Source organism: Ramlibacter sp., from assembly GCA_019635435.1.
GTDB lineage: Bacteria > Pseudomonadota > Gammaproteobacteria > Burkholderiales > Burkholderiaceae_C > JAHBZM01.
The window spans coordinates 4,095,052-4,105,697 of sequence record JAHBZM010000001.1; the positions used below are offsets into that span (position 1 = coordinate 4,095,052).

Annotated in this window: 10 protein-coding genes; 5 read left to right on the forward strand and 5 right to left on the reverse strand. The window is 69.6% G+C overall.

From position 1 onward, the window contains the following. Positions 1–12: 12 nt before the first annotated feature. Genes alkB through KF796_19980 form a run of 4 tightly spaced genes read right to left on the reverse strand, consistent with a single transcriptional unit; the run spans position 13 to position 4,049 of the window. Entirely contained in the window at positions 13–666 is a 654-nt protein-coding gene (alkB, locus tag KF796_19965; GenBank protein MBX3588914.1) for a DNA oxidative demethylase AlkB, read from the reverse strand. Then, positions 663–1,682: a nucleoside hydrolase gene (locus tag KF796_19970; protein MBX3588915.1), complete on the reverse strand. Its 1,020-nt coding sequence runs from the start codon at positions 1,680–1,682 to the stop codon at positions 663–665. Before KF796_19970 ends, alkB begins: the two co-directional genes overlap by 4 nt. Then, positions 1,675–3,000, reverse strand: coding sequence for a TIGR04283 family arsenosugar biosynthesis glycosyltransferase (locus KF796_19975; GenBank protein ID MBX3588916.1), 1,326 nt, complete (start codon positions 2,998–3,000; stop codon positions 1,675–1,677). The genes KF796_19970 and KF796_19975 overlap by 8 nt, the downstream gene beginning before the upstream one ends. After that, on the reverse strand, positions 2,997–4,049 hold the full coding sequence (locus tag KF796_19980) for a hypothetical protein (protein MBX3588917.1): 1,053 nt from the start codon (positions 4,047–4,049) through the stop codon (positions 2,997–2,999). The genes KF796_19975 and KF796_19980 overlap by 4 nt, the downstream gene beginning before the upstream one ends. Before the next feature lie 146 nt (positions 4,050–4,195). Between KF796_19980 and KF796_19985 the strand changes: the two genes are divergently transcribed. The 5 genes from KF796_19985 to KF796_20005 all read left to right on the forward strand — a co-directional run bounded on the left by KF796_19985 (position 4,196) and on the right by KF796_20005 (position 9,570). Then, positions 4,196–5,032, forward strand: coding sequence for an AraC family transcriptional regulator (locus KF796_19985; protein ID MBX3588918.1), 837 nt, complete (start codon positions 4,196–4,198; stop codon positions 5,030–5,032). A gap of 90 nt (positions 5,033–5,122) precedes the next feature. Then, on the forward strand, positions 5,123–5,671 hold the full coding sequence (locus KF796_19990) for an AhpC/TSA family protein (GenBank protein MBX3588919.1): 549 nt from the start codon (positions 5,123–5,125) through the stop codon (positions 5,669–5,671). Positions 5,672–5,797: 126 nt separating this feature from the next. Next, complete coding sequence (locus tag KF796_19995) at positions 5,798–8,056, forward strand: FAD-dependent oxidoreductase (protein MBX3588920.1); 2,259 nt, start codon at positions 5,798–5,800, stop codon at positions 8,054–8,056. A gap of 4 nt (positions 8,057–8,060) precedes the next feature. Continuing rightward, complete coding sequence (locus tag KF796_20000; protein ID MBX3588921.1) at positions 8,061–8,888, forward strand: DUF547 domain-containing protein; 828 nt, start codon at positions 8,061–8,063, stop codon at positions 8,886–8,888. Between the two features lie 19 nt (positions 8,889–8,907). Further along, positions 8,908–9,570 carry a DUF3047 domain-containing protein gene (locus tag KF796_20005; GenBank protein MBX3588922.1) on the forward strand — a complete coding sequence of 221 codons (663 nt, stop codon included), beginning with the start codon at positions 8,908–8,910 and terminating at the stop codon, positions 9,568–9,570. Here the strand turns inward: KF796_20005 and KF796_20010 are convergent, their stop codons facing one another. Next, complete coding sequence (locus KF796_20010; protein ID MBX3588923.1) at positions 9,571–10,602, reverse strand: helix-turn-helix domain-containing protein; 1,032 nt, start codon at positions 10,600–10,602, stop codon at positions 9,571–9,573. Positions 10,603–10,646: the final 44 nt, after the last annotated feature.

Genomic DNA, 10,646 nt, shown 5'->3' on the forward strand with positions numbered 1-10,646 from the left:
GGATGCGCGAACTCAACCCGCCCGTCGCAACGTCAGATTGATCCGCTGCTCGCCCAGCAGCGGATGCTGCTCGGGCTTGAGTGGCAACACGCCGTGGTAGCGCAGGCGGTCCGCGCCGCCCCACACCACCACATCGCCATGGAACAGCGGCACGCGGTCGGCCTTGTCATTGCGCTCGTGGCCACCCCAGAGGAAGACCGCCGGAATGCCGAGCGACACCGAGACGATGGGGTGCTCGTAAGCCGCTTCGTCCTTGTCCTGGTGCAGGCTCAGGCGGGCGCCTGGCACATAGCGGTTGACCAGGCAGGCGTCGGGCTCGAAGCCTGCAAACCCGGCTGCGGCCGCCGCGTCGCGCGCGAGTCGTTCAAACGCCGGGGGAATGGCGGGCCAGGGCTGGCCGGAGAGCGGGTCCCGCGCGGCGTAGCGGTAGCCGTGCCTGTCCGATACCCAGCCCAGAGGCCCGCAGTTGGTCTGCGCCGCCGACATGGTGAAGCCCCCGGGCGTGGTCATGTGCCGCCATGGCGACTGCCGCAGCACGGCCTCCAGCGCCTGCAGCAGCACTGGGGCGTCAGACCTTGCAAAGCCACGCAGCACGCAAGCCTGTGCGCCCAAGGCTTCCCGCTGTCCCGGGGTGGCGATGGGTTCGCCGAACAGGTCGCCCGTCACGGGGTGCTGCCCGGCAGCGATGCAAAGAACGCCGCGAAAATCCCATCCCTCTGCACCCCATGCGCCTCGCGCATCAGGTGCCTTCCGGCCCGCACCTGCCAGCGCAGGTCGTCGCCCAGCGCCGGGGTGCGCACCAGCTCGCTGGGCACCCAGTGGGGGTTGAGCAGCCAGGCGATGTTGATCACGTCCCAGATCACCCAGCTGTGCGGCTGCGCGTTGGCGGTGGCACCGTCCACGCCCAGCAGGGGCCACAACGGGTTGTGGGTGAACAGGTGATGGAGGTAGTCGCCCATGGCACCGCGGCCCTTGACGTAGCGCTCCATCTCGGCCAATGACAGGCGCAGCTGCGCACCCACGTGGTAGCCCGGCAGGTAGACATGGGGCACGCCGCTGTCCAGCAGCCACTGGCTGGCCCACAGGTCCTGCTCCAGGTTGAAGCTGTGGTTGATGTGCGGCGCATGGCTGGGGTAGCCACTGGTCCAGACCACCACGATGCGCTCCACGATGTCGGGCGCGAGCAGCAGCGCGCTGGCGATGTTGGTGACGCACCCCAGCGCCACCACATACAGCGGCGGGCCGCCCGGTGCATGCTCGCGCGCCGTGGCAATCAGGTGGTCCACGGCCTCGCTGCGCAGCGGCTCGCGCGGCGCCGGCAGGTAGCCCGCACTGCCGCGAAACACCCGCCCTGCATGGGGCTGGCCCAGCAGTTCGTACACCTTGATGATCTCGTCATGGCTGCGCGCCTTGCCTTCAGCGGGCGGGTTGAAGGGCGCGGCATCAGCGGGGGCTTGTGGCAGCAGCGCGCGGCGGTGGGCAAACGAAAACGGTGCGGCATAGACCGCCGCCACCTCCAGCCGCGCCGGTTCGCGCAGCGCCCAGGCCAGGGCAAACTGGTCGTCGATCTCGTTGGCGGCGTCGGTGTCGATCACGCAGCGCACGCGGCCCCGCGGCAGGGCCAGGCGCGCGCGGTACCAGTCGTCGGTGCGGTGATCAGGGCGTGCGTCGGTGTCAGGCATGTTGAGTCTCACGTTGCAGTCGTTGCCAGTCGGCGGGCTCGTCCACGTCCCACAGCGTGGGCAGCTCCAGCCAGGTTGCGCCCGCCGCCTGCAAGCGCACCCGCGTTTGCGCCAGCACCTGCGCGGTGCTCCAGTCCACCTCTTTGAACAGCGAGGGCAGCGGCTTGCGCAGGCCCAGCAGCACATAGCCGCCGTCTTCGGCAGGGATCAGCACTGTGTCATGGGCCTGCAACGCGTCGGCGGCCTGCTGCAGGTGTGCCGGCGTCAGCACCGGGCAATCGGTGCCCACGATCAACAGCGGCTGGCGCGGCGTGCGACCAAAGTGCAGGGCCATGGCCGCGCCCATGCGCTGACCGATGTCGCCACCCGGCTGGGGCAGGCACGCCACGCCAAAGCGCCGACGCAGGGCGCGGAAAAACCGGTGGTTTACATCGGGCGCGCACCACAGGGCCACGGGGCCGGTGGCGGCCTGCGCCGCCGTGCGCAGGGTCTGCAGCGCAAAGCCGCGCTGGGCCCGCGCGGCACCGACCGCGCCCAGCGCGGTGCCATCGGCTCGCAACGCCGGGATCAGCCGGGTCTTGGCCAGGCCCGGCACGGGCGCCTTGGCCAGCACCGCCACAGCGGCGCCGGCGCGCGGCTGGTAGCCATAGCGGCGCGCCAGCGCGTGGGCGTCGGCGCCCAGACACCAGGCCGCGCGCAGCCGCCACATCAGCACGATGGTGCGCCACACCCCGTGGCGCTCCCAGCGCCGGCCCGAAGTGGTCACGCGCGCCGCCAGGCAGGCCGGCGCCGAGCCGGCCTTGAGGCGGCGGCTCAGGTCCAGGTCTTCCATGAGCGGCAGGGCCGCAAAGCCGCCCGCGGCCTCAAACACGCGGCGCCGCACAAACAGGGCCTGGTCACCGGTGGCAATGCCGCTCAGGCGCGACCGCGCATTCATCATCGCGGCCACCACGGGCAGCCAGCGCGAGCGCCCCTCGATGCGCACATCAAACCGGCCCCAGTCGTGCGTTTGCAGGGCCCGGGCGATCAATTGGTCGGCATCGGGCGGCAACCCGGTGTCGGCGTGCAGGAACAGCAGCGCGTCGGCGGTGGGGCAGGCCCATGCCCCCGCATTCATCTGCCCGGCCCGGCCGCGCGGCGCCCGCAACAGCTGGTCGGCAAGGTCATGCGGAAACGACGCGCGCGCATCGGAACCGGAGCCGCCCCCGTCCACCACCACCACCTGCGCACCGCGCGCGCGCAGGGGTTGCAAGGCCTGCAGCCAGGGCAACAGGCCCGGCCCCTCGCCCAGCACGGGCACGATGATGGCCAGCCTCATGCGGCCAGGGCGCGGTCCAGCGCGTCGAACTCGTCCAGCACCCTGGCCAGCACCGGCGCGCTCAGGTAGTGATCGACGCGGTTGCGCACATGGGCCACCAGGGCCGCGTCGCTGCGCTCGGCCGACCAGTCCTCGCCTTCGGTGCCGGCACTTGCAGCCCGGGGTGACAGAGCCCGCCACTTGGCGCACCAGGTCACCGACCACAGCCACATGGCCCGGCGCAGCGGCACCAGCCAGCGCTGCGCGGGCCCGGCCTGCGGGCCCACGGCCTGCGACCAGGCGGCGTAAAAGCCCAGCACCTCATCGACCGACAGTTCGGCGCAGGTGTCCAGGTCCCAGGTGGTGGAGGTGTAGAGCGTGGCATGGGCCAGGTCGAGCGCGGGGTAGCTGTAGCGGCACTTTTCCAGATCCACCAGCACCGCGCGGCCCGCCGCCTCCACGATGAAATTGCCGGGGTGGCCGTCGAACGCGATCAGGCGGCGCTGCGGCCGCGCAGCGCCGCTGCACAGATGCTGAAGGCGCGCCAGCTCGCGCGCGATGCCCTGTGCCACCACCGGGTCCACGCCCGCGGCGGGCAGGTGCGCGGCCTGCACGGCGATTTCTTCGCCCAGCGCCTGCAGCGGATCGGCCGCATCGAGCAAGGGCGCACGCTGGGCTGGCAGCGGTAGTGCATGCAGGCTGGCCAGGGTGCGCGCCATGGCGGCGAGGTCGGCCGGCAAGCCGGCGCTGCGCCCCACGATCTCCTGCACCAGCAAGGCCCCGCGTGGCAAGGCTGCAGAAGGCGGCAACACCCCCCGCAGCGCGGGCGTGTGCCCCCCGGCCGCCGCGCGCTCGAAGCAGGCGCGCTGGTAGGCCAGATTGGCCTGCGCGCCCAGCCCCAGCTGGCTCTGCTTGGGCATGCGCGCGAGCACCCCCGTGCCCACCAGCCGCACGTGGTCATGTGCCAGGCCCTTGTCGCGCAGCGGCACCAGCGGCACGTCGGCCCAGGCGCTGTCCGCCAGCCGCAGCGCCTGGCGCAGTGCCGTCACCCGTTCAGCGACTGAGTGCATTCAGGTCCATCCCCTTGCCGGTTGTGAAAGCGCATGCCGTTTGGTCGCCATGGGCCGGTGTTTCTTTCCCTGGTGGCGCCTTCAGGCCGCCTGGGCGATACTTGAAGGGCAAATTGCCAACCATTTTTGACCTATCGTACCGCGCCATGGACCGCCTTTCGTTTCTGCTGCAGCAGTTTTCATTGCGTGCCAGCGTGTTTTACAGCGGGCCGCTGCGCGGCGTGAAAGAGTTTGCCGCGCAGCCCCACCACGGCCACCTGCACCTCGTGGTGCGGGGCCCGGTGCGCCTGACAGACGACCAGGGCCGCGTCACGGACCTGGCCGAACCATCGGTCATTTTCGTCCCGCGCGCGGCGCCCCACCAACTCATTGCTGACCGGCAAGGGCCGGCCGAGCTGGTGTGCGCCAGCGTCAACCTGGGCGGCGAGGGCAGCCCCATGGGCGACTCACTGCCCGCCTTCCTGCAGGTGCCACTGCAACGCCTGCCCGGCACCGACGCGCTGCTGGGCGTGTTGTTGCAGGAAGCGTTTGACAGCCGCTGCGGCCGCCAGGCCGCGCTGGACCGGCTGTGCGAGCTGCTGCTGATCCGCCTGTTCCGGTTCGCGCTGGACCAGGGGCTCAGCCGTGGCGGCACGCTGGCGGGCCTTGCCGACGCCCGGCTGGCCAAGGCGCTGCTGGCCCTGCACGAAGACCCGGCCCGGCCCTGGACGCTGGAGCAGCTGGCCGCCCAGGCCGGCATGTCGCGCGCCCGTTTCGCCGCGCGGTTCCACACCGTGGTGGGCCAGACGCCGGCCGACTACCTGGCGGGCTGGCGCGTAGGCTGCGGGCAGCGCCGGCTGCGCGAGGGCCTGGCGCTGAAGCTGGTGGCGCAGCAGGTGGGCTATGGCAGCGCCAGTGCCTTCACGCGCGCGTTTGCGCGCCGGGTCGGCTGCGCGCCCACCGAGTGGCTGCGCCAGACCACCCCGGCTGGCGCCTGGACTTGAGACGATCAATCAATCATCAGGCACTAATGGTTTCAAATCGTCTCGCATCCCGGCCTATGATTTCCAGACACCTTTTCTGGAGATTCCCGCATGACCCCGATTGCCCTGCTGCCCCGCCACCCCGTGCCTGCCCTGAATGTGCCGCTGACCAACGGCGAGCGCTTTGTGCTGGGCCAGTCGCCGGGCACGCCGTTTGACCTGCTGGTGTTCTACCGCGGCCTGCACTGCCCGATCTGCGCCAAGTACCTGCTCGAGCTGGAACGCCTCTCGCCCGAGTTCGCGCAGCGCGGCGTACAGGTGGTGGCGCTGAGCAGCGACACCGAGGACCGCGCCCGCCAGATGGCCGACAAGGTCAAGGCCAGCGGCGTCAAGTTTGGCTATGGCCTGAGCCTGAAGACGGCGCGCCAGTGGGGCCTGTACATCAGCACCTCGCGCGGCACCACGTCCATCGGCATCGAAGAGCCCGCGCTGTTCAGCGAGCCGGGCGTGTTCCTGGTGCGGCCCGACGGCACGCTCTATTACGGCGCGGTGCAGACCATGCCGTTTGCCCGCCCGCAGTTCCAGGACCTGCTGGGCGCCATCGACTTCGCGGTGGCCAAGGACTACCCGGCACGCGGCGAGTACACGGGCGAGGTCTGAACCCTCCGCGCCACAAGCCTTGTCCGGCCGCGGCGATGCTGGTAGCGTCGCAGGGCACCGGCCAGCCAGTCGCCCTGTAAGAACAGGCTCCGGGGAGCGACTCACCCCAACCCGGAGGATTGCTGAATGAATTACAAGAAGCTGGCGGTGGCCCTGGTCATCGTGGCGCTGGTGGCGCTCTACTTTGCGCTGGGGCTGGGCCGCTACCTGAGCCTGGACTACCTCAAACAAAGCCAGTCGGCGTTTGCCGGGCTGTATGCCAGCCACCCGCTCGCGGTGGTGGCGACCTACTTCGCCGTGTACGTGGCCGTCACGGCGCTGTCGTTTCCCGGCGCGGTCATTCTCACGCTGGCTGGCGGCGCGGTGTTCGGCCTCGGCTGGGGCACGCTGATTGTTTCGTTTGCCTCCAGCCTGGGCGCCACGCTGGCCTTTCTGGCCGCGCGCTTTGTCCTGCGCGACAGCATCGAGGCGCGGTTTGGCCAGCGGCTGGCCGAGATCAACCGCGGCGTCGAGAAAGATGGCGCGTTCTACCTGTTCACGCTGCGGCTGATTCCGGTGGTGCCGTTCTTCGTGATCAACCTGGTCATGGGCCTGACCAAGATGAAGGCCCTGACCTTCTACTGGGTCAGTCAATTGGGCATGCTGGCCGGCACCGCGGTGTATGTGAACGCGGGCACCCAGCTCGCACAGATCGACTCGCTCAAGGGCATCCTGAGCCCTGGCCTGCTGGGCAGCTTTGTGCTGCTGGGCCTGTTCCCGCTGATCGCGCGCAAGATCGTCGAGGCGGTTCAAAAGCGCAAGGTCTACGCCAGGTGGGCCGCCGTCAAACCCAAAAGCTTTGACCGCAACCTGGTGGTGATTGGCGGCGGCGCGGGCGGGCTGGTGTCGGCCTACATCGCGGCCGTGGTCAAGGCCAAGGTCACGCTGGTGGAAGCCCACAAGATGGGTGGCGACTGCCTCAACTACGGCTGCGTGCCCAGCAAGGCCCTGATCAAGAGCGCCAAGCTCGCGCACCAGATGCGCCATGGCAGCCACTACGGGCTGACGGACACACCGCCCCAGTTCAGCTTCAAGGCGGTGATGCAGCGCATCCACCAGGTGATTGCCGACATCGAGCCGCACGACAGCGTGGAGCGCTACACCGGCCTGGGTGTGGAGGTGCTGCAGGGCTACGCCAAAATCATCAACCCCTGGACGGTGGAGATCGCGCTGAACGGCGGTGGCAAGCAGGTGTTGACCACCCGCAGCATCGTGATCGCCGCGGGCGCGCGGCCCTTTGTGCCGCCCCTGCCGGGCCTGGACGATGTGGGCTATGTGACCAGCGACACGCTGTGGGACAGCTTTGCCCAACTCGACCACATCCCCCGGCGCCTGGTGGTGCTGGGCGGCGGGCCGATCGGCTGCGAGCTGGCACAGAGCTTTGCGCGCCTGGGCGCCGAAGTCACGCAGGTCGAGATGGCCCCGCGCATCATGATGCGCGAGGACGAAGAAGTGTCCGAGCTCGCCCGCAAGGCCCTGCAGGCCGACGGCGTGCAGGTGCTCACGGGCCACAAGGCGCTGCGCTGCGAGCCCCACTCCGTTCAGGCTGAGCCCCACTCCGTTCGCGCTGAGCTCCCCTCCGTTCGCGCTGAGCCTGTCGAAGCGACCGCAGAGGCTTCGACAGGCTCAGCCCGAACGGGTGGCGTGCTGGTGGTGGAGCATGGCGGCGCCGAAAAGCGCATCGAGTTTGACGAGCTGCTGTGCGCCGTGGGCCGCGTGGCGCGGCTCACGGGCTACGGGCTCGAAGAACTGGGCATCCCGACCCAGCGCACCGTGGACACCAACGAGTACCTGCAAACGCTGTACCCCAACATCTACGCGGCGGGCGACGTGGCCGGGCCGTTCCAGTTCACGCACACCGCATCGCACCAGGCCTGGTACGCGGCGGTGAACGCGCTGTTTGGCGAGTTCAAGAAGTTCAAGGCCGACTACTCGGTGATCCCGTGGGCCACCTTCATCGACCCCGAGGTGGCGCGCGTGGGCCTGAACGAGCAGGAGGCGAAGGAAAAAAACATTGCGGTGGAAGTCACCCGATACATGATCGACGACCTGGACCGCGCCATTGCCGACAGCGAGACCCAGGGCTTCGTCAAGGTGCTGACCGTGCCGGGCAAGGACAAGATCCTGGGCGTGACCATCGTGGGCACCCATGCCGGCGACCTGCTGGCCGAGTATGTGCTGGCCATGAAGCAGGGGCTGGGCCTGAACAGGATCCTCGGCACCATCCACACCTACCCCACCCTGTCTGAAGCCAACAAGTACGCGGCCGGCGAATGGAAGCGTGCGCACCAGCCGCACCAGCTGCTGGAATGGGTGCGCAGGTACCACGACTGGAAGCGGGGCTGAAGGCATGACACTTCAGCGTCGTGTCGCTCTTAAATTCATAGCAATAAGTGCCCAGCTGGTCTGGACTCCAGCCACTTTGGGCCAGGAAACAGGGGCGATTGACGTCAGTTTCGCCCCCTGGGACGCCCTGCTGAAAAAACACGTGCGATGGCTGGCCGACAACAGGCAGACGCGGGTGGACTACAAGGGCTTTGCCGCTGACCGCGCAGCGCTGCAGAAGGTGCTGGCCGGTTGGTCGGCCGTGACGGCTGCGCAGTTCGCGGGCTGGCCGCGCGCGCAGCAGATGGCCTTTCTGATCAACGCCTACAACGGCTTCACCGTCGAGCTGATCCTGACGCGCTACCCCGACCTGAAATCGATCAAGGACATCGGCTCGGTGTTCCAGTCGCCGTGGAAAAAGAAGTTCTTCACGCTGCTGGGCGAGGAGCGCACGCTGGACTGGATCGAACACGAGCAGTTGCGCCCGCGCCACCAGGACCCGCGCGTGCACGCGGCCGTCAACTGCGCGAGCATCGGCTGCCCGGCGCTGCGGCCCGAGGCCTTCACAGCCGCACGGCTGGACGCGCAGCTGGATGACGGCCTGCAGCGCTTCATGGCTGACCGCACGCGCAACCGCTACGCCGACGGCAAGCTGCAGGTCAGCATGATCTTCAAGTGGTTCCGCGAGGATTTCGAGAAAGGCCATCAGGGCTTCAACCAGCTGGAGGACGTGATGGCACGCTACGCCAATCACCTCGCCAACAGCCCCGCCGACCGCGATGCCATCAAGGCCAAGCATGTTCCGATCACGTTCCTGGACTACGACTGGTCTCTTAACGCTGTGGGCCGCTAGCGCCTTGGCGCAGGCGCCCGTGCTCGCGCCATTCTCTGCCGCGCCGGGCCCGGCCGCGCCCGCGCCCTGGCGCGTGGCCGGCCTGCCCGGCGGCAAGGTGCCGCTGGCCCGCATCACGCTGGCCGAGGTGGACGGCACGCGCGTGGCCAAGCTGGCCACCGCGGGGGCCTACGGCACGCTGGTGCATGACATCACGCCCTGGGTGCCTTCGCCCGGCGCCACGCTCGCCTGGCGCTGGCGGCTGGACCAGCCCCTGGCCCATGCCGACCTGCGCACCCGCGAGGGCGACGATGCGGCGCTCAAGGTCTGCGTGATGTTTGACCTGCCGCTGTCGGCCCTGCCGTTTGGCGAGCGCACGCTGCTGCGCATGGCCCGCGCGATCAGCGCCGAACCGCTGCCGGCGGCCACGCTGTGCTACGTGTGGGATCCGGCGCTGCCCGCGGGCACGACGCTGCCCAACGCCTACAGCGCCCGTGTGCGCTGGCGGGTGCTGGACGGCCCGGCCAGCCCGCTGCGCCAGTGGCGCAGCCACCGCCAGAACCTGAGCGCCGATTTTCTGCAGGCCTTTGGCCATGAGAGTACCACCGTGCCGCCCATCCTGGCCGTGGTCATCGGTGCAGACAGCGACAACACCGCCGGCACCAGCCTGGCGTATGTGGGCGACCTTCGCCTCGAGCCCTGATCAACCCGCAACCGGCCCCGCGCGCAGGTGCCGCCGCCGGTATTGCGCCGGCGTCTCCTTGACCTGTTGCACAAACAGGCGCGAGAAGGTCGCCACGTCCTGGTAGCCCACGGCCTGCACGATTTGGCCCAGGCTCAGGCCCGACTTCTCCAGCAGCTGCTTGGCCTTCTCGACCCGCGCACGCTTGAGCCAGGCCAGCGGTGACAGGCCGGTCTCGGCGGCATAGCGGCGCAGCAGCGTGCGTGAACTGACGCTCAGCGCCGCCGACAGCGCCGTGAGGTCGTAGGCGCTGGGCAGGCCCGCCAGCAGCAGCCGGTTGACCCGGTCCGCGAAGGGCTGCTGCGCGGCCGGCATCAGGCTCGCGTCCACATAGGGCAGCTGGGTGCTGCGGGTGGTGCTGACCAGGGCAAACCGCGAGGTGGCACGCGCGATGCGCGCATTCATGTGCCGCGCCACCAGGTGCACCGCAAGATCAAAGGCGCTGCTGACGGCGCCCGTGGTGGTGACGACGCCGTCTTCCTGCAACACCGCGCCCGCGTCCAGCGTGACGGCCGGGTAACGCTGCGCAAACTCGCGGGCAAAGGGCCAGGCCGTGGTGGCGCGCCGGCCATCGAGCAGGCCGGCCTCGGCCAGCAAAAAGCTGCCGATGCAGACCGAGGCCACGGCATGGCCCCGCGCCGCCCGGCGCCGGATCAGCGCCAGCTCCCTGCCCAGCAAGGGCAGGCGCTCATCCCACTGGCCGAAGCGGCTGACTTCCAGGCCGGGCACCACCATCAGCGCCGGCGCGCCGCGCAGCGCCCGGGTGCTCACGGCAATCCCGCCGGCCAGCGTGACCGGACCGCCCGCCGCGCTGACCACCCGGGCCGCGAAGGGGCGATGCCGGCCCGGCTCCAGGGCGGCGGCCATGTGGTTGGCGATCAGCAGCACATCCGCCAGGGCAAACAGCTCGGTGCCCATGCAGCCGGCATAGGCCAGCAGGGCCACCTCGGTGGCGCCTTGCGGGGTGCTTGGGAGAGAGGTTTGGGGGGCCATTCGCGTCATTGGCGAATTTCACCATAAAGAAGTCGATAACGACA

What these genes read in the sequence shown, in the direction of transcription:
- KF796_19970 (MBX3588915.1), bottom strand. Translation starts at nt 1,682, where the DNA reads ATGCCTGACACCGACGCACGCCCTGATCACCGCACCGACGACTGGTAC.
- KF796_19975 (MBX3588916.1), bottom strand. Translation starts at nt 3,000, where the DNA reads ATGAGGCTGGCCATCATCGTGCCCGTGCTGGGCGAGGGGCCGGGCCTG.
- KF796_19980 (MBX3588917.1), bottom strand. Translation starts at nt 4,049, where the DNA reads ATGCACTCAGTCGCTGAACGGGTGACGGCACTGCGCCAGGCGCTGCGG.
- KF796_19985 (MBX3588918.1), top strand. Translation starts at nt 4,196, where the DNA reads ATGGACCGCCTTTCGTTTCTGCTGCAGCAGTTTTCATTGCGTGCCAGC.
- KF796_19990 (MBX3588919.1), top strand. Translation starts at nt 5,123, where the DNA reads ATGACCCCGATTGCCCTGCTGCCCCGCCACCCCGTGCCTGCCCTGAAT.
- KF796_19995 (MBX3588920.1), top strand. Translation starts at nt 5,798, where the DNA reads ATGAATTACAAGAAGCTGGCGGTGGCCCTGGTCATCGTGGCGCTGGTG.
- KF796_20000 (MBX3588921.1), top strand. Translation starts at nt 8,061, where the DNA reads ATGACACTTCAGCGTCGTGTCGCTCTTAAATTCATAGCAATAAGTGCC.
- KF796_20010 (MBX3588923.1), bottom strand. Translation starts at nt 10,602, where the DNA reads ATGGCCCCCCAAACCTCTCTCCCAAGCACCCCGCAAGGCGCCACCGAG.